General features: G+C 63.4%; 14 protein-coding genes and 1 pseudogene. 6 read left to right on the top strand and 9 right to left on the bottom strand.

What is annotated here, in order from left to right; translation table 11 throughout:
• Positions 1–46: 46 nt before the first annotated feature.
• The gene (gene pknB / locus ACF0H6_RS20625) at positions 47–2,065 is read left to right on the top strand and encodes a Stk1 family PASTA domain-containing Ser/Thr kinase (protein ID WP_395251377.1); all 2,019 of its coding nucleotides are present in this window, start codon (positions 47–49) and stop codon (positions 2,063–2,065) included.
• A 129-nt stretch (positions 2,066–2,194) separates the two neighbouring features.
• Here the strand turns inward: pknB and ACF0H6_RS20620 are convergent, their stop codons facing one another.
• Together ACF0H6_RS20620 and ACF0H6_RS20615 are read right to left on the bottom strand one after the other, a co-directional pair.
• Positions 2,195–3,610 (bottom strand): class II 3-deoxy-7-phosphoheptulonate synthase, encoded by a 1,416-nt coding sequence (locus tag ACF0H6_RS20620; RefSeq protein ID WP_395251266.1) that lies wholly within the window; start codon positions 3,608–3,610, stop codon positions 2,195–2,197.
• A gap of 66 nt (positions 3,611–3,676) precedes the next feature.
• Entirely contained in the window at positions 3,677–4,480 is an 804-nt protein-coding gene (locus tag ACF0H6_RS20615; RefSeq protein WP_395251265.1) for a lysophospholipid acyltransferase family protein, read from the bottom strand.
• Positions 4,481–4,635: 155 nt separating this feature from the next.
• Between ACF0H6_RS20615 and ACF0H6_RS20610 the strand changes: the two genes are divergently transcribed.
• Together ACF0H6_RS20610 and ACF0H6_RS20605 are read left to right on the top strand one after the other, a co-directional pair.
• Entirely contained in the window at positions 4,636–5,451 is an 816-nt protein-coding gene (locus ACF0H6_RS20610) for an alpha/beta hydrolase (protein ID WP_395251264.1), read from the top strand.
• Positions 5,444–5,995 (top strand): hypothetical protein, encoded by a 552-nt coding sequence (locus ACF0H6_RS20605; RefSeq protein WP_395251263.1) that lies wholly within the window; start codon positions 5,444–5,446, stop codon positions 5,993–5,995. The genes ACF0H6_RS20610 and ACF0H6_RS20605 overlap by 8 nt, the downstream gene beginning before the upstream one ends.
• A gap of 64 nt (positions 5,996–6,059) precedes the next feature.
• Here ACF0H6_RS20605 and ACF0H6_RS20600 read toward each other — a convergent pair whose 3' ends face one another.
• Positions 6,060–7,175 (bottom strand): ROK family glucokinase, encoded by a 1,116-nt coding sequence (locus tag ACF0H6_RS20600; protein ID WP_395251262.1) that lies wholly within the window; start codon positions 7,173–7,175, stop codon positions 6,060–6,062.
• Between the two features lie 208 nt (positions 7,176–7,383).
• Between ACF0H6_RS20600 and ACF0H6_RS20595 the strand changes: the two genes are divergently transcribed.
• Complete coding sequence (locus ACF0H6_RS20595) at positions 7,384–9,195, top strand: AMP-dependent synthetase/ligase (RefSeq protein ID WP_395251261.1); 1,812 nt, start codon at positions 7,384–7,386, stop codon at positions 9,193–9,195.
• A gap of 95 nt (positions 9,196–9,290) precedes the next feature.
• On the opposite strand, the gene ACF0H6_RS20590 is transcribed toward ACF0H6_RS20595, so the two are convergent.
• The gene (locus tag ACF0H6_RS20590; protein WP_395251260.1) at positions 9,291–12,686 is read right to left on the bottom strand and encodes a pyruvate carboxylase; all 3,396 of its coding nucleotides are present in this window, start codon (positions 12,684–12,686) and stop codon (positions 9,291–9,293) included.
• 312 nt (positions 12,687–12,998) lie between these two features.
• Here ACF0H6_RS20590 and ACF0H6_RS20585 point away from each other — a divergent pair, with 312 nt between their 5' ends.
• The gene (locus ACF0H6_RS20585; protein WP_395251259.1) at positions 12,999–13,817 is read left to right on the top strand and encodes a ParA family protein; all 819 of its coding nucleotides are present in this window, start codon (positions 12,999–13,001) and stop codon (positions 13,815–13,817) included.
• 139 nt (positions 13,818–13,956) lie between these two features.
• Here ACF0H6_RS20585 and ACF0H6_RS20580 read toward each other — a convergent pair.
• The 5 genes and pseudogenes from ACF0H6_RS20580 to gcvH all read right to left on the bottom strand — a co-directional run bounded on the left by ACF0H6_RS20580 (position 13,957) and on the right by gcvH (position 17,037).
• A pseudogene (locus ACF0H6_RS20580) lies at positions 13,957–14,551 on the bottom strand (MerR family transcriptional regulator).
• A 240-nt stretch (positions 14,552–14,791) separates the two neighbouring features.
• Positions 14,792–15,295: a bifunctional nuclease family protein gene (locus ACF0H6_RS20575; RefSeq protein WP_395251376.1), complete on the bottom strand. Its 504-nt coding sequence runs from the start codon at positions 15,293–15,295 to the stop codon at positions 14,792–14,794.
• A complete protein-coding gene (locus ACF0H6_RS20570) occupies positions 15,295–16,011 on the bottom strand; it encodes a MerR family transcriptional regulator (protein ID WP_395251375.1) in 717 nt (238 codons plus the stop codon). Before ACF0H6_RS20570 ends, ACF0H6_RS20575 begins: the two co-directional genes overlap by 1 nt.
• Before the next feature lie 20 nt (positions 16,012–16,031).
• Entirely contained in the window at positions 16,032–16,508 is a 477-nt protein-coding gene (locus ACF0H6_RS20565; protein WP_395251258.1) for an FHA domain-containing protein, read from the bottom strand.
• Positions 16,509–16,650: 142 nt separating this feature from the next.
• Complete coding sequence (gene gcvH / locus ACF0H6_RS20560; protein ID WP_395251257.1) at positions 16,651–17,037, bottom strand: glycine cleavage system protein GcvH; 387 nt, start codon at positions 17,035–17,037, stop codon at positions 16,651–16,653.
• A 174-nt stretch (positions 17,038–17,211) separates the two neighbouring features.
• Between gcvH and ACF0H6_RS20555 the strand changes: the two genes are divergently transcribed.
• A complete protein-coding gene (locus tag ACF0H6_RS20555; protein WP_395251256.1) occupies positions 17,212–18,111 on the top strand; it encodes a DNA-formamidopyrimidine glycosylase family protein in 900 nt (299 codons plus the stop codon).
• Positions 18,112–18,194 lie beyond the last annotated feature (83 nt).

Raw genomic sequence — 18,194 nt, 5'->3', positions numbered from 1 at the left:
ACAAGTCTCGGACCACCTCCTCGGATCCCTCGTGGACGCGCGCTACATGGTGCGGTCGCGCCTTGCGGGCGGCGGAATGTCCACCGTCTACCTCGCTACTGACGAGCGGCTCGACCGCGACGTGGCGCTCAAAGTGCTGCATCCGCACCTGGCGAATGACCAGAACTTCCTGGACCGTCTTCAGCGTGAGGCCCGGGCCGCCGCCAGCCTGTCCCACCCGCACGTCGTCGGAGTCCTCGACCAGGGACAGGACGGCCCGACTGCGTACATCGTGATGGAGTACATCAAAGGACACACTCTTCGCGATGTCCTCAACGAAAAGACAGCACTTCCGCCGAGGCTGGCCTTCGCACTGATCGACCCGGTCATCGAAGGGCTCGCGGCCGCACATGCGGCGGGGCTGATTCACCGCGACGTGAAACCTGAGAATGTCCTGATCGCCGACGACGGCCGCATCAAGGTGGGCGATTTCGGTCTGGCCCGCGCGGTCACCGCGACTACAAGCACAGGTGCCTTGATCGGCACGGTGGCATATCTCGCGCCCGAACTGGTCCTGGGTAAAGCCGCCGACGCCCGGAGCGACATCTACTCCGCCGGCATCATGCTTTACGAGATGCTCACCGGCGAGCAACCCTATGCCGGCGACGTTCCCATCCAGATTGCCTACCAGCACGTCAACGCGAACGTGCTGCCGCCGTCGCTCGCTGTTCCCGGGCTGGCCGCAGACGTGGACGAACTCGTCCAATTGTGCACTGCGAAGGAGCCGGACGAGCGGCCTGTGGACGGTTCTGCTCTCTTGTCGGAACTGCGGCACATCCGGACAACCCTGAGCGACGCGCAGCTGGACATCGAGCCGCCGGCCGCCAGGACACCCCCCGCAGGTACGGACCTGGCGTCGGGAGCAACCGAGATAGTCGCGCCCTTCCATGCCGAGCGCACGGAAGCCTTGGAGAGGATCGGACGGCCCACGGAGATCATCTCCGGCCAGCGCAATCCAACCACCGTGCTGCCGCCATCGGGGTTCACCCCCGGCGCCACCGCTATCCAAGAACGGGTGTCCCCGGCCGAGGATGGGGCTCCGGTCAGCAAACGCGACCTCAAGAGGATGGCGCGCCAGGAAGAAAAGGACCGTGCGCGGGCCGCGGCGACACCCTCGCGCTCCCTCCGGGAAGGCAATCCCCGCCGCCGGGCGGTGATCTGGACCGCCGTCGTGATCGTCCTGGCAATGCTCGCTGCGGCCGCGGGCTGGTTCTTTGGCATGGGGCCAGGCTCGCCCGGAACCATTCCGGACACCAAGAACAAGACAGTTGCCGAGGCACAGCAACTGCTAAGGACCGCCGGCTTCCAGTCCGAGCCACAGGACGTCTTCGACGACCAAGTCAACGCCGGACTGGCAGTCGGAACGGAACCCGCGTCGGGCCAGGTGGTCCGGAAGTTCCAGCCGGTGTCACTCTTCGTTTCGAAGGGTCCGCAGTTGTTTCCCCTCGTGGCGATGACAGGCATGACGCTCGACCAGGCCAAGAATGCCCTCGGCACTGAAGGGATGACGCTCGGCAAGATCACCGAGCAGTATGACGACACGGTACCGTCGGGAACCGTCATTTCCCAGTCCCCGGCCCAGGGCACCCCGGTACGCCACGGAACCCCTGTGGCTTTGGTGAATTCCAAAGGACCGCAGCCCCTCCCCGTTCCGGATGTTCGCGGCATGACCCGGCAAGAAGCCGTCAAAGCGATCAGCGATGCCGGCTTGACAGCCACAATTGCGCCGGACTCTGTCAATGACAAAAAGGTTCCGGCAGGAGCAGTCGTCAGCCAAACTCCCGCCAACGGTACGCTGACCCGCGGTGGGGCTGTGACCTTGACCCTGTCCAAGGGACCAAAGATGGTGCACGTTCCCAACTTCATCGGCAAGCAGGCGGACGCTGCCCGCAAAGCCCTGGAGTCGCTGGGATTCGACGTCAAGATCAACAACATCCTGGGTGGCTTCTTCGGCACCGTCCGGGACCAGAATCCAGTGGACAGCGACGCGCCCGAAGGCTCCGTCATCACGTTGACCGTGGTTTAGTCAGCCCACCTACGCACCCGCGACCCTGCAGACGAAAGAAGGGCGATCCGGTAGTTCCGGATCGCCCTTCTGTGCTCGGTTCGTTTGCGTGAGGGCTCCCGCTTGCTGAGGGCTCCCGCTTGCTGAGGGCTAGGGCTTGCTGAGGGCTCCGGCCACGAGGAATGCCATCTCAAGGGACTGCATGTGGTTCAGCCGGGGATCGCACACTGACTCATAGCGGTCCAGGAAGGCATCCTGGTCAATGGGATCAGCACCGCCCAGGCATTCCGCGACATCGTCGCCGGTCATCTCCATGTGCAAGCCACCGGGAACCGTGCCCAGGGCATGGTGGACCTCAAAGAAACCGCGGACCTCGTCCACGACGTCGTCGAAGTTGCGGGTCTTGTAGCCGTTGGGCGAGGTGACGGTGTTCCCGTGCATGGGATCCGTGACCCAGAGAACCTGGGCGCCGGAGGCAGTGACCTTCTCGACGACGGCGGGCAGCTTCTCCCTGATGTTCTTGGAACCCATGCGGGTGATGAACGTGAGGCGGCCCGGCTCGCGGTTCGGGTCCAGCTTGTCAATGAGCCGCAACGCGTCATCGCCTGAGGTACCAGGACCAAGCTTGACTCCAATGGGGTTGCGGACCCGGGACAGGAAGTCCACATGTGCATGATCGAGCTCGCGCGTACGCTCGCCGATCCACAGGAAATGTCCGGAGGTGTCGTAGGGAAGCCCCGTCCGGGAGTCGATGCGGGTCATGGCACGTTCGTAGTCGAGAAGGAGCGCCTCGTGGCTGGCGAAGAACTCCACCCGCTTGAGCGCTTCGAAGTCGGCACCGCAGGAATCCATGAACTTGATGGCCCGGTCGATGTCCCTGGCCAAGGACTCGTAGCGGGCGTGGGCCGGGTTCTCGGTGAAGCCCTTGTTCCAGAGATGCACCAGGCGGAGATCGGCGAAGCCGCCCTGCGTGAAGGCGCGGATGAGGTTCAGGGTGGACGCCGAGGTGTGGTAAGCCTTCAGCATGCGGCTGGCGTCGTGGGCGCGGGACTCTGGAGTGAAGTCATAGCCGTTGACGATGTCGCCACGGTAGGCGGGCAAGGTCACGCCGTCGCGGGTTTCCTCGTTCGAGGACCGGGGCTTGGCAAACTGGCCGGCCATGCGGCCCATCTTGATGACGGGCATGGCCGCGCCATAGGTGAGCACAACCGCCATCTGCAGGATGGTACGGACCCGGGCGCTGATCTTGTCAGCCGTCGCGTCGCCGAAAGTCTCGGCGCAGTCGCCGCCCTGAAGCAGGAAGGCTTTGCCCTGGGCTGCAGCCGCCAAACGCTCGCGCAGCACGTCCACTTCGCCGGCAAAGACGAGCGGCGGAAGGACGGAAAGTTCTTTGACGGAGGCTTCGAAGACGCCCCTGTCGGACCAGGTGGGTTGCTGCGAAATAGGCAGCTGCCGCCAGTCGTCCAAGCCGGGATAGTTTGCCGCACCGCTTTGCGCGGTACTGGTCATGGGACTTCCCAGCGGGCTGGTCACGGACGGTGCGGGGTTCGCGGATAGCTCAGTCACTCTCCAAGACTAGTTGCCTTGCCCGGTGTTCCGGGTACAGCTCCCGTAACCGTTATCCGCAGGCCGTCACACTTTTCCGTTCGCCGGGCCAGAGCTGTCGTCCCCTACTGAATCGTCAGTGGACTCGGGCGGGTTTTCCTCCCCTGTGTCTGCCGCAGGAGTTTCGCTGCCGCCCGCCGCGTCCGGACGCTGACCGGCGAGTCGCTGTTTGACGACGGCGGCGTATTCGTCAACGTAGTCCTGCCCGGAAAGCCTCATGAGCTCGTACATGATTTCATCGGTCACGGCACGCTGAACTGCGCGGTCTTCCTCTTGGCCGTAGTAGCGGCTAAAGTCCAGCGGCTGGCCGAAAATGATCCCGATGCGGCGGATATTGGGCAACCGCTTCCCGATGGGCTGGACTTTTTCGGTACCGATCATCGCCACGGGAACAACGGGTACCCGTGTTTGGAGGGCAAGTTTGGCGACTCCCACTTTGCCTCGGTACAGCCTGGCATCCGGGCTGCGGGTTCCTTCCGGATAGATGCCCAGCAGGCCGCCGTCGGCCAGGACGTCCCTGCCGGCCTGCAGGGACAACTCGGACGCGGCTCCGCCCGAACGGTCCATCGGCAACTGGTTGGTGAGCCGGAAGAACATGGCCGTAAGCCTGCCCTTGAGCCCGGTACCCGTGAAGTACTCGGACTTGGCAAGGAAACTGACGCGCCGGGGCACCATCACCGGCATGAAGATCGAGTCGGAAAAGGACAAATGATTGGAAGCGAGAATCGCGGCGCCATCCTGTGGAACATTGTCGAGGCCCTTGACCCAAGGGCGGAACAGCAATTTGAGAAGCGGACCCAAAAAGATCCCCTTCATGACCCAATAGAACACTGTGGTTCCTCTCCGGGGCGGCGTCTGCAAGGCGTCCGGACGGTCCCCGCCGGCACTCAGAAGCCACCCTACTCCAGTGAGAAATGTCCCGAACAGTGACACGATGGACTCATGACGGAAAGCCATGCGGCCAACAGAGTAGCCTCGGACTCATCATGAACTCTCTTCTGGATCCCTCCCCGTACGCCAGCAACTTCACCGGTACTGGACCGAGCGTCGGCATCGTCATGAGCCATGGATTCACCGGTAGTCCACACAGCATGCGCCCCTGGGCGGAGTACCTTGCGGCAGAAGGCTACGCCGTGCGGCTCCCGCTGCTCCCTGGCCACGGGACCACTTGGCAGGATATGGCTACACGGCACTGGCAGGAATGGCACCGTGCGGTGGATGCGGCGTATCTCGAGCTCCAGTCCGAGTGCGAGTTTGTCTTCGCTGCCGGCTTGTCGATGGGAGGGACCCTCGCGCTCCGGATCGCGGCCACCCGCCCGGTGGCCGGTACCGTCGTCGTCAATCCCGGACTGGTGATCGACGATCCGCGCGCCGCCATTGTTGGCGTCCTCAAGCATGTCCTGAAATCCACTCCGGCCATTGCCAACGACATCCTTAAGACCGGCGTGGACGAAGGCGCCTATCCGAGGACTCCCGTCGCCTCGGCCCATGAGCTGAAAAAGATGTACAAGGACACCATTACGCTCCTCCCCCGGATTTCCGCCCCCGTGCGCGTCTTCCGGTCCACCATGGACCACGTGGTTTCCAAGAAGAGCATCATGCAATTGAAGGAAGGCGTCACAGCTCCGATGGAGTTCAGCGCCCTGGAAAACAGCTACCACGTGGCCACCCTGGACAACGATGCCCTGGAGATCTTCCGCGGCTCTGCCGAGTTCATCCGGAAAACCATGGCTGGACTCACCAACAGCCCCACCCCTGCCGGCCAACCCGGCACAGAGTTTCGGGACTCCCCCCATGAATAGGCCGGGAGCTGATCCCGCGGACCAGAGCGCCAACAAGGACGATGACGCCGTTTGGCTCGATCTCGTGGCACGGCTTGAATCAATGCCCTCCGCGGCCACGGACGAACCGCTGCCGGCCGAGGAACTACCCGACTCTCCTGGCACGGTGCCGAGGCCGGGCGCCACTCCGGACAAATCCCCGTCCCGTTCTTTCCAGGACTTCGATCCTCTGGGACTGGCCCGAAGGGGCGCTGCCGAAGAACCGGCCAAGCGCGACGGGGAAGAAAGCGGAGAAACCGGCCCTCGTGACTATGAGGTGGAGGACGGGAGCGGATTCGTGCCGGAGGACCCTCCGAGCCTCGCAGGGACTGAACCGATGACCATGCTCGCCTGGCTCGGAGCGGTGGGCGGCCCGGTTGCCCTGCTGTTCATCGCCATGTTCTGGCGCTCAGCGCCCCTCCTGGCCGTCATGGGCATCTTGGCGGCATTCCTGGCTTCGGTGGTGTATCTGATCATGAAGCTGCCCCAGGAAAAAGACGAGAACGACGACGGCGCCCGCGTCTAACGAAAACCGGCGCGCCGGGGTTGCCGCTACAGCAAGTGCCCCGCGGTAGCTGCGGTGGCCGTCACTAGCCTCGCGCCCGGCCACTGACGCGTGACAGGTCGGCAGCGCCGATCATGCCTGCCCGAGGTCCCAGCGCCGCAAGCTTGATGGCGGCGGCGGGCCGGAAGCCGCGGCCGGTGAGATTCCGGGTGAATGCGGTCCGCGCTGGACCGACCAGAAGTTCCCCGGCGTCGCATAGCCCACCGCCGATGACGAACGTCCCCGGGTCCAGCGCAGCTGCCAGGTTGGCAAGGCCGAGCCCGAGCCAGTGCCCTACTTCTTCGAGGAGCTCCCTCGAGGCCGAGTCCCCTGCCTTTGCCCTTTCGGTCACGGTAACGCCCGTGATGTTCGCGGCCAAGCCACCAGCGGCCTTGAGCAATTCGTACGCAACCGGTGAATTCCGCAGAGCCAGCTCCCGGGCTTCCCTGCCAAGAGCGTTTCCGGAGGCATATTGCTCCCAGCACCCGCGGTTGCCGCATTCGCAGCGATGCCCGCCCGGCACCACGATCTGGTGGCCGAACTCCCCCGCTACCCCGAAGCGACCGCGTTCCACCCGCCCATCCATAACCATGGCGCCACCGATGCCCGTGCCGAGCGTGATGCAGACGAGGCGGCTCTCCCCTTGCCCTGCGCCAAAACGCCATTCAGCCCAGGCGGCAGCATCGGCGTCGTTGGTGACGAGCACCGGACGCCTCAGCAGGCTCTGCAGGTTTTCGCGCAGCGGCTCGTTGCGCCATGCCAGATGCGGGCTGAACAGCACCGTGCCGCCGTCGAGATCCATCCAGCCGGCGGCCCCGATTCCCACCGAGCCGATGCGGTGGCTCCTGCCCAGTTCCTGGACAAGCTCAACGATCACTTGCTCCACCGCCCGGGCGTCATTGCCCGGCGTGGAGCGCCACGCTTCCTCGACCACGTGACCTGACGGATCAACCACCCCTGCGGCGACTTTCGTACCGCCGATGTCGATCCCGATCGCCAATCCCCTGCGTCCAAGGTGGGAACGGCGTGCAGCCCAGGGCACCGATTCCCAACGGGTACCACCGTGTGCTGGGCCGGGCCGCCGGCCGGCTGCGGTCGATCCGGACCAGGCCCATTTCCGAACTCTTGCCGCGGCCTGGTCGTTGGATGAATTCAGAGGCATGTCGCCATCCTATTCCGAGTGCCGCATATGTACGGACAAACCCGTTGCCCGGCTGCGCGGCCCGGACCCGCTGCATTGGCTGAATGACCCGCTTCAAGTAATGTTACTCATCAGTAACTTGAAAGTAGTGAATTGCGACACACCCATTACTTGGCCGTATAGAGTTAGAGCAGCCCCGCAATGGTCTGTTGATATCGAAGGAGCTATCGTGCGTGAATTCAGTGTTCCGCCCCTGGTGAATGTTGCCCCCGAAACCAACATCACGGATCTTGTGGTCCGTCAGGCCGCAAAGCCATCCAACCCCGCGCTCTTTGCCAAGCTCGACGGCGCCGGCCAATGGCAGGACATCCGCGCAACGGACTTCCTCAAAGACGTCTCGGCGCTGGCAAAAGGCCTGATCGCCAGCGGCGTCGGAGCAGGCGACCGCGTGGGAATCATGTCCAGGACCCGCTATGAGTGGTCCCTGGTGGACTTCGCAATCTGGTTCGCAGGCGGCATTTCCGTGCCGATTTACGAAACGTCATCGCCGTCGCAGGTGGCATGGAACCTCGGAGACTCAGGTGCGGTTGCAGTATTCGCCGAGTCCGCACACCACGAAGACATCATTCGCCAGGCCGTCACGGCCGAAGGCCTCAGCTCAGTTGCCCATGTATGGCAGCTCGAAGGCGGCGGCCTTGATGCGCTCCGCAATGCGGGCAGGGAAATCAGCGATGAGGACCTTGAGGCCCGCCGCGGGAGTGCCGTCCTTGCCGATGTGGCCACCATCATTTACACCTCCGGCACCACGGGCCGCCCGAAGGGATGCGAACTCACCCACGGAAACTTCGTGGAACTCTCGGAGAACGCGTTGGCCTCCCTCGGCGACGTTGTCAGCGAGGACGCCAAGACCATCATGTTCCTCCCGCTGGCCCACGTCTTTGCCCGTTTCATCTCGGTCCTGGCCGTGGCAGCCGGCTCCCAAGTGGCCCACACACCGGACATCAAGAACCTTCTGGCGGATCTGCAGAGCTTCCAGCCGACCTTCATCCTTGCCGTCCCGCGCGTCTTCGAGAAAGTTTTCAACTCGGCGCTCACCAAGGCGGAGGACGGTGGCAAAGGTGCCATTTTCCACAAGGCAGTGGAGACCGCGATCGCCTATTCCACGGCGCAGCAGTCCGGCTCAGTCGGCCTGGTGTTGAAGCTCAAGCACGCGGTATTCGACCGCCTGGTGTACGGCAAACTCCGTGCGGCCATGGGCGGCCACGTCAGCCACGCCGTCTCCGGTGGCGGCCCGCTGGGCGAACGGCTGGGCCACTTCTTCCACGGGATCGGCTTGCAGATCCTGGAAGGATACGGCTTGACCGAGACCACGGCCCCCATTTCCGTGAACACCCCATCCCTGATCAAGATCGGCACCGTGGGAGCTCCCCTCCCCGGAAATGCAGTCAAGATCGCCGACGACGGCGAGATCCTCGCCAAGGGTGTCTGCGTCATGAAGGGCTACTACAAGCGGGATGACCTCGCTGCCGAAACCTTCGTGGATGGCTGGTTCCGGACCGGCGACATCGGCGAACTGGACGAACAGGGTTTCCTGAAGATCACCGGACGCAAGAAGGAAATCATCGTCACGGCCAGCGGCAAGAACGTGGTGCCGGCCCTCCTCGAAGACCAAATCCGTGCCGACGCGTTGGTGTCCCAAGTGCTGGTGATCGGCGATAACCGGCCGTTCATTGGCGCGCTGGTCACCCTCGACGAGGAAGCCCTGCCTGGCTGGCTGGAACGCCATGGCCTTCCAGCCTCCACCACTTCGGCAGATGCTGCGGACAACGCCCTGGTCCGAGCGGCGGTCCAGGAACTCATCAGCCACGCGAACCAGTCCGTTTCCCACGCGGAAGCGATCAAGTCGTTCCGGATCGTGGCGTCTGACTTTACCGAGGCGTCCGGCCACCTCACTCCGTCCCTCAAGGTGAAGCGCGCGCAGGTCATGAAGGACTTCGACGCCGTGATCGAGGAAATGTACTCGGCGCCCAAGGCGTCCTGACAGCCCAGTAGAAACACCGAGAACCGCAATGGAAAGGTTCCTGGGCAACGTGCCCAGGACCTTTCCTTTGTCAGTGCTCCGAGTGGAGTGAGCTGCTATTCGACGACGATCAACAGATCGCCGCCCTGGACCTGCTCCACGGCATTGACCGCGAGACGCGAGACCTTGCCCGCGATCGGAGTCGTGATGGAAGCCTCCATCTTCATCGCCTCAATGGTGGCGACAGTGTCCCCGGCATTGAGGGCGTCGCCTGCTTTGACGGTCAGCGTCACTGCACCGGCGAAGGGCGCTGCGATGTGGCCCGGCTGGGATGGATCGGCCTTCTCCGTAGCCTTCACGTTGCTGACCACGGACTTGTCACGGACCACCACGGGACGGGATTGGCCGTTGAGCTTGCACATGACGGTACGCATGCCCTTTTCGTCGGGCTCCGAGACCGCTTCCAGGGAAGCGATCAGCCGCACGCCCTTCTCAAGCTCCATGACGTGTTCCGCACCGAGCTGCAGGCCGTACAAGTAGTCGCGGGTATCAAGCACGGACAGGTTGCCGTAGGTGTCTACGCTCTTGAGGTAGTCCTTCGTGGGACCGGCGAACAGCAGCCGGTTCAACGTCCTTTGGCGGGACTTGGAATCACCCTTGAGGGCTGCACTGTCTTCGGCGCTCAGTTCGGCATCGCGGACCTTGATGCTGCGGCCTTGGAGAGCCTTGGTGCGGAACGGCTCGGGCCATCCTCCGGGAGGATCTCCCAGCTCACCCGACAGGAAACCGATCACTGAATCCGGGATGTCGTAGTTTTGCGGGTTCTCGTTGAAGTCCGCCGGATCCGCGTTGAGTCCCACGAGATGCAGGGCGAGGTCGCCCACCACCTTGGACGACGGAGTCACCTTGACCAGTCGGCCCAAAATACGGTCCGCCGCGGTGTACATGTCCTCAATGGCCTCAAAACGCTCGCCAAGGCCCAGCGCTATGGCTTGCTGACGCAAGTTGGAGAGCTGGCCACCCGGGATCTCGTGCTGGTAGACCCGGCCGGTGGGGCCCGGAAGTCCGGATTCGAACGGCGCGTAGACGCGGCGGACGGCTTCCCAGTAGGGCTCCAGCGCGCTGACGTTGGCGAGGCTTAGCCCGGTGTCACGCGGGGTGTGCGCCAGAGCCGCCACAAGGGCCGACGCCGACGGCTGGCTTGTGGTGCCTGCCAGGGAGGCAGAAGCGACGTCGACGGCGTCCACGCCGGCGTCCACAGCCGCCAGGAGGGTGGCCAGCTGGCCGCCTGCGGTGTCGTGGGTGTGCAGGTGGACCGGGAGGTCGAAGCGTTCACGCAGGGCGCTGACAAGCTTGGCAGCGGCCGCCGGGCGAAGCAGCCCCGCCATGTCCTTGATGGCGAGGATGTGCGCGCCGGCGTCGACGATCTTCTGGGCGAGGTCCAGGTAGTAGTCGAGGGTGTACAGATTCTCGTTCGGGTCAAGGAGATCGCCCGTGTAGCAGAGGGCCACCTCGGCCACCGCAGTGCCGGTGGCGCGCACCGCGCGGATGGCCGGGGCCATCTGGTTGACGTCGTTCAAGGCGTCGAAGATGCGGAAAATGTCGATTCCGGTTGCAGCTGCTTCATTGACGAAGGCCTCGGTGACTTCTTCCGGGTACGGCGTGTACCCGACAGTGTTGCGGCCACGAAGCAGCATCTGAATGCAGACATTGGGCAGCGCCTTGCGCAAGGCGGCGAGCCGGTCCCAAGGGTCTTCCCCGAGGAAGCGCAGGGCGACGTCGTAGGTCGCACCGCCCCAGGCTTCGACCGACAGCAGTTCCGGCAGCAGCGCAGAAACGGCGGGACCTGCGGCCACAAGGTCGCGGGTACGGACACGCGTGGCCAGCAGCGACTGGTGGGCGTCGCGGAACGTGGTGTCAGTGACGGCCACGGCCCCCTGCTCTCGCAGGGCCTTGGCGAATCCTTCGGGACCCAGTTCCTGGAGCCTCTGGCGGGATCCGGCAGGCACCGCGATCCCGGCAACAGCGGGAAGCTTGGCCGCAGGGTCCGTGTGGACCTTCAGTTCACCGTTGGGCTTGTTGACAGTAACGTCAGCGAGCCACGTCAGCAACTTGGTTCCACGGTCAGCGGAGATGTGGGACTTCAGCAATTCAGGGCGCTTGTCGATGAAGTCGGTTGCGACGTTTCCGGCGATGAAGTCCGGATCAGCAAGAACAGCCTGAAGGAACGGGATGTTGGTGGACACGCCACGGATTCGGAACTCGGCCAGGCCGCGGCGCGCGCGGGCGACGGCCGCCGGGTAGTCGCGTCCACGGCAGGTCAGCTTGACCAGCATGGAGTCGAAGTGCGGGCTGATCTCGGCACCCGAGTAGACCGTACCGCCGTCGAGACGCACGCCGGCACCGCCCGCTGAGCGGTAACCGGTGATCTTTCCGACGTCCGGGCGGAAGCCGTTGGCGGGATCTTCAGTGGTGATGCGGCACTGCAGGGCAGCACCCTTGATGGATACCGACTCCTGGCTCAGGCCGAGGTCTGCAAGGGTTTCGCCCGATGCGATCCGCATCTGTGCCTGGACGAGGTCGACGTCGGTGATTTCCTCGGTGACCGTGTGCTCCACCTGGATGCGCGGGTTCATCTCAATGAACACATGCTGGCCGGCACGCTCGCCCTCAGTGTCCACCAGGAACTCCACGGTTCCGGCGTTGACGTAATTGAGGGCCTTCGCGAAAGCCACGGCGTCGCGGTAGAGAGCCTGGCGGATGGACTCGTCAAGGTTGGGAGCCGGCGCGATTTCCACGACCTTCTGGTGGCGGCGCTGGAGGGAGCAGTCGCGCTCGAAGAGGTGCATGACATTGCCCTCGGCGTCGGCCAGGATCTGGACCTCGATGTGGCGGGGACGCAGCACGGCCTGCTCCAGGAACATGGTGGGGTCCCCGAACGCAGCGTCGGCTTCGCGCATGGCGGACTGGAGGGCTTCCGGCAGGTCCTCGCGGGTCTCAACCCGGCGCATGCCACGGCCACCGCCGCCGGCCACAGCCTTCGCGAAGATCGGGAAGCCGACCTCGTCCGCCGCTGCGATCAGTTCGTCGATGTCGCGGGACGGCGCGCTGGACTTCAGGACCGGCACACCGGCCTTGCGGGCGGCTTCAAGCGCGGCGACCTTGTTGCCGGCCAGCTCCAGGACTTCAGCCGGCGGGCCAATAAAGGTAATGCCGGCGGCCTTGGCGGCCCGGGCAAGATCCGGATTCTCGGACAGGAATCCGTAGCCCGGGTAGATGGCGTCAGCCCCGGCTTCCTTGGCGACGCGGACAATCTCGTCCACGTCCAGGTATGCGCGCACCGGATGGCCCTCATGGCCGATCAGATAAGCCTCATCAGCCTTCTGCCGGTGGATCGAGTTGCGATCTTCATACGGAAAGACCGCTACGGTCTTGGCGCCGAGCTCGTAGCTGGCGCGGAAGGCCCTGATCGCGATTTCGCCGCGATTAGCCACCAGAATCTTGGAAAACATGCTTCTCCTGCATCATTGCGGGTGTATCGGTCGGTGGTCACAGTGTGTAAGACCTCCATACCCAAACACAAATCTTTGTGGTGACAGTCACAGGGGGAATCGTCACGAGCAGTGTACATTCGCGCACGATCCAAATTCACATGCTAAAAGCGGAACCCGTAACAGTACGTCCCCGCCGTTCACGGCGGATAAGGCGGGAATCAGCGGCCACTCAACATATGATGTTGGAGGGCGGCGCAGAGCCCCGGTTCCGGCAACGTCGGAATACAAGCACCGCGACACGGCAACCGGCGTTAGGTTTTGGGTTTTCAAGTGCAAGTAGTCAGCATCAGCAGCCTCAAAGGCGGCGTGGGAAAGACATCCGTAACCACTGGACTGGCCTCGGCCGCATTGGCCGCAGGCGTCCCCACCCTTGTTGTGGACCTGGATCCGCATGCCGACGCCTCCACGGCCCTCGGCGTCCAAGCCAGCGATCAGCTGGACATTGGCCGCATGCTGAAGAACCCCCGCAAAGCAAAGCTCATGGACAACGTGGTCAGCAGCGGCTGGGTTGAGCAGGCACGCCGCAATGGCGGAGGGACGCCCCTCGATGTCGCCGTCGGATCCGCCTACACGGGGATCTACGATCGGCCCGACCTCGGGCGCCGCGATCTCCGCCGGCTCAGTGCAGTCCTCGCCGCGGCTGAAAAGTACGAACTGGTTCTCGTGGACTGTCCCCCGTCGCTCAATGGACTGACCCGCATGGCCTGGAGCGCCAGCGACCGCGTTGTCCTGGTCGCAGAGCCCGGACTCTTCTCCGTAGCCGGCACTGAGCGCACCATGCGCGCCATCCAGCTGTTCCGCCAGGAGTTCGCTCCCCAACTGGCACCGGCGGGCATTGTGGCCAACCGCGTCCGCCCGGCCTCGTCCGAACACACGTTCCGGCTCGCCGAGATGGAATCGATGTTCGGCGAGCTCCTGCTCTCGCCCCATATCCCGGAGCAGGCGAACTGGCAGCAAATCCAAGGCGCCGCACATGCCGTGCACCACTGGCCTGGCGACTCCGCCAAGAACACAGCCAAGCTGTTCGACTCCCTTTTGGAGAACATGCTGTCCACTCGCAACAGCGGCCGGGAACGCCGGCAACACTGACGGGTTCACCCCCCAGAGGCCCTGCAAGACAGTCTCACCGCGACACCAATGAGGCCGCCTTCCTTTCGGAAGGCGGCCTCATTGGGCTTCACATCTATATTTCGCTTAACATCAATTCCGGGGAAATCCCGACGGCGGTTCAGCCAGTGCGGCGTGCGGAACGGCGCTTACTCAATTCGTCGTCCGGAAAGGACTGTTCGGCTGCGTGCTCGCTCGGGAGCGCAGCGAGGCTGCCCTCGACTTCACGCCATACGCGGCCAACGGCGATTCCGAAGACACCCTGTCCGCCTTGGACCAGATCGATGACTTCGTCCGCTGACGTACATTCATAGACACTCGCACCATCGCTCATCAGTGTGATCTGCGCGAGGTCTTCCACTCCGCGTTCGCGCAAATGCTCAACGGCGGTCCGGATCTGCTGGAGGGAAACACCCGTGTCCAGGAGGCGCTTGACGACTTTGAGGACCAGGATGTCCCGGAAGCCGTACAGCCGCTGCGACCCGGAACCGGCAGCGCCCCGAACAGCGGGTTCGACAAGGCCGGTGCGTGCCCAGTAATCCAGTTGGCGGTAGGTAATCCCTGCTGCCTTGCACGCGGTGGGACCGCGGTAGCCGGCATCTTCATCCAGTGACCGGAAGGTCCTCGGTGAATAGCAGACCCTGGGCACCGCTTGCGGGTACAGCAACGCCTGTCGACGCCTGCTTTAGCTCGCCTGCTTCGCCTTTGGGACTCACGTGACCCTCCTTGTCAGAAGTTCCCTTGGGGATGGTGCATACGGAGGCCAACACGAAGGGAAAAGCAGTCGTGTAATTTCAACGCGTCTGCACCTATCAGTGTGACTTGCGCGGGTCCTGTATGCAACGGGAACTTGATACATTCGACGTTAGGCGTGCGGGGGCCTCAGGTCAAAGACGTCCGGACCATTTTCGAGTCGTGTCGAAACTTTCACCCTCAACTTTAACCTTAGGTCGTCGTCAGCCTTCGAAATCCTCGGGCTCGACGTCGTCCAGGAATTCCCTGAAGCGGCGCAGTTCACGTTCTTCGTCCACCTCGGGACCGGGCTCGGCCTCTTCGCCTTCGTCGTGTTCAGTGATCCGGACTCCGGCTTCGTCCATCACGGCGTCGGCGCACCAAATGCGGCATTTCGCCCGCAATGCAAGCGCCAGCGCGTCCGAGGCCCGGGAACTAACCACCGTACCGTCGTCGAACTGCAGCTGGCCGTAGAAGATATTGTCCTCAACCGCCACGATGTTCACGCTGATGATTGAGTGGCCGAGGGACTCCACTACGTCGATCAGGAGATCGTGGGTCATGGGCCGGGGCGGAACCACACCTTGCTGGGCCAACGCGATGGCGCTGGCTTCGGGAGTGCCGATCCAGATCGGAACATGCCGTTCCCCGTGCATCTCGCGCAGGAGCACCAAGGGTTGGTTTGAAGGCAGTTCAATCCGAACTCCGACAATCTCGACCTCAATCATCATGCATCCATACGCGAGATACGGTCCTGCACCAAGGCGCGGTGCAGGCTGAGGCAGAGTTCGCTGATTTCGCGGGCAGCCTCGGCAGCCCGGGATTGCGACGCCGGATCCTTGCGTGACGTCAAGGGAGCAACAACCCGCTCCACCAAGCCGAATTCGCGTTCGGCTGCCGCCTGGAAGGGGCGGAGGTGCCGCGGCTCGAGGCCGTGGCTTTCGAGCTGGACACAGGCCCGCGCCACCTGCAGCGCGTGTTCGTCGAATTTTCCGTTGACGTGGCTTACCAGCCCGAAACTGAGGAGGGACTGCAAAAGCGGGACGCTCGCCCCGGATTCCGTCCGGAGTTGTTCCTCGCTCAGGGCACGGGCGTGTCCGTGCAATTCAGCAGCGAGCTCGTCCGAGACGATCCGGGGAGAAACCGACACGCCGGGTGGAAGATTCTCGGGACGTTCGCCGCGATCGATCGCGTCCAGGTAGTCCTTGATGACTTTGAGCGGCAAGTACTGGTCACGCTGGAGTGCCAGGACGAAGCGCAGACGTTCGACGTCACTTTCGGTATACTGCCGGTATCCGGCAGGAGTGCGCTTCGGATTGATGAGTCCTTTTTCCTCAAGAAAACGGATCTTCGACGCCGTCATGGTGGGAAAGTCGTCACTGAGTTGAGCGAGGACCTCTCCGATGTTGAGGACCTGCGGTCCGCGCCGTTCCGGCTGGGGCATTGCCACAGGCGTACTCGGAATCAGTCTTGGCCTGCGCGGGCAGGGCTCAGGTAGTAGGTGAGGCGGAATTTCCCGATCTGGACCTCGCTACCGTTCTTGAGCAGCACGTTGTCTACCCTGTCCTGGTTGACGTAAGTGCCATTGAGACTTCCGGTGTCCACAACTTCGAAGCCATTGGCAGTGCGGACAAACTGGACGTGCTTGCGCGAAACCGTCACGTCATCGAGGAAGATGTCCGCATCCGGGTGCCGGCCAGCCGTGGTGGTGTCCGAGTCCAGGAGGAATCGCGCACCGGCGTTGGGGCCAGTGTGGGCAATCAGCAACGCCGAACCCGGGGGAAGTGCCTGGACGGCTGCCCGCTCTTCGGGCGCCAGGGGCGGGCGGACATCCTGCTCATCGTGGCGCACGGGCGTGAGCTGGATCGAGGTGGTCTCCGACGTTGGCTGTTCTACAGCACCGTGCTCGCTCCGGGCTTGGTTCCGCTTGCCGCCAACCATGGAAATCCTCCTCATCCGCCGGCAGCTGTTGACAACTGCCGGTTACGCATCTGCCCGGTTCCGCCGGGCCAAACGGTTCGCTGGCCCGCCGCAGCCGCTCCCCCAGTGATGAGGAGAACTGACGTGGCGGGCCAGATACCTTTTAGCCTACCTGTTGTTCGTACTCTGATGCACTGAGCAGCGTCTCGATGGCGTCAGCTTCCGAAAGCTTTACCTCGAACAGCCAACCGTCACCGTAAGGATCTGAGTTGATCAGGGCAGAATCGCCGTCGAGAGCCTCGTTCCGGGAGACAATTTCGCCGCTGACCGGGGCGTAGATGTCGCTCACGCTCTTGGTGGACTCAACCTCGCCCACGACGTCGTTGCCCTTCACCGTGGTACCGGGCTCGGGCAGCTGCGCGTAGACAACATCGCCGAGTGCATCCTGGGCGAAGTCCGTGATGCCGACGCGCACGACGCCGTCTGCATTCGGGGCACTGACCCATTCATGTTCGGCGGTGTAGGAAAGATCGGCAGGAATGTTGCTCATGAGTCGCCTTTCATCGGGACGTTACGGACCACGACGGCGGCCCGGTCTTCCGGCCACCGCTGAAAGTATAAGCACATCCAGCCCCTCTCCCCACAGGTGTCTGGAATGATTGGAAGCAGACTCGAGCCGCATCGTCCTGCAACTTTCCTGCAGCACCGTCGAAGGAGCGCGATCATGCCGGAACTGCCCGAAATCACTGCCCTGACCGGATTTCTGGACGAGCGTCTCTCCGGCGCACAGCTCACCCAAATGCTGCTGCCCTCGGCGTTCCCCCTGAAAGTTGCGGATGTTCCCCATGAGTCGCTGATCGGGCGGACAGTCGAATCTGTTGGCCGCCGGGGCAAATTTCTTGAGATGAAGATCGCCGCAGATGGCACGTCCGCGGGAGCCGATCCGGCGGATCCGCTCTATGTCATTGTCAATTTCGCGAAGGACGGTTGGCTCACGTTCTCGGAGAGTCACGATGGAACAGATGCGGCTGCGGCGGGCGGCTACATTGCGGCGCAGCTGGGATTTTCGAAAGACGGCCAAGATTACGGCATCACCTTGGCCGACACCGGGACGTGGAAGGGATTGGCCATTTTCATCGTCCGCCAACCCGCGGAAGTCCCTGGTATTGCCGAGTTGGGCCCGGAGCCGCTGGACGGGGCTTTCAGGTTGGACGAGTTCAGCCGGCTATTCACGAAGAGGCAACAGATCAAGGGGCTTCTGAGGAACCAGAAGCTCATTGCCGGCATTGGAAACGCGTACAGCGATGAGATCCTCCACGCAGCCAAATTGTCCCCGGTCGCGATTGCTTCCTCCCTGGAACCGGACGAGGTGGTACGTCTCTTCACGACAATGAAGGATCTTCTTGGAAACGCGATCCAGGAATTCTTGGGCAAGAAGCCCAGCGAACTGAAGCCAGCCAAGAAAGCTTCAATGCGCGTGCACGGACGGACAGGAGATGCTTGTCCCGTCTGCGGTGACACCGTGCGGGAGGTTTCCTTCGTGGGGACCTCGCTGCAGTACTGCCCCACTTGCCAGACCAACGGGGAGATCCTGAGCAAGCGCGGCTCCGGCGACGACGCCTGATTCCCAACGAAAGCCCGCCACTGTACTGTGGCGGACTTTAACGGTGGCGGACTTTCACGATGGCGAGCTTTCGTGTGTTGCGC

Origin of the sequence: Arthrobacter sp. NA-172, from assembly GCF_043952055.1 — a bacterium.
Taxonomy (GTDB): domain Bacteria; phylum Actinomycetota; class Actinomycetes; order Actinomycetales; family Micrococcaceae; genus Arthrobacter.
This window is presented reverse-complemented; position numbering and strand designations above follow the sequence as displayed.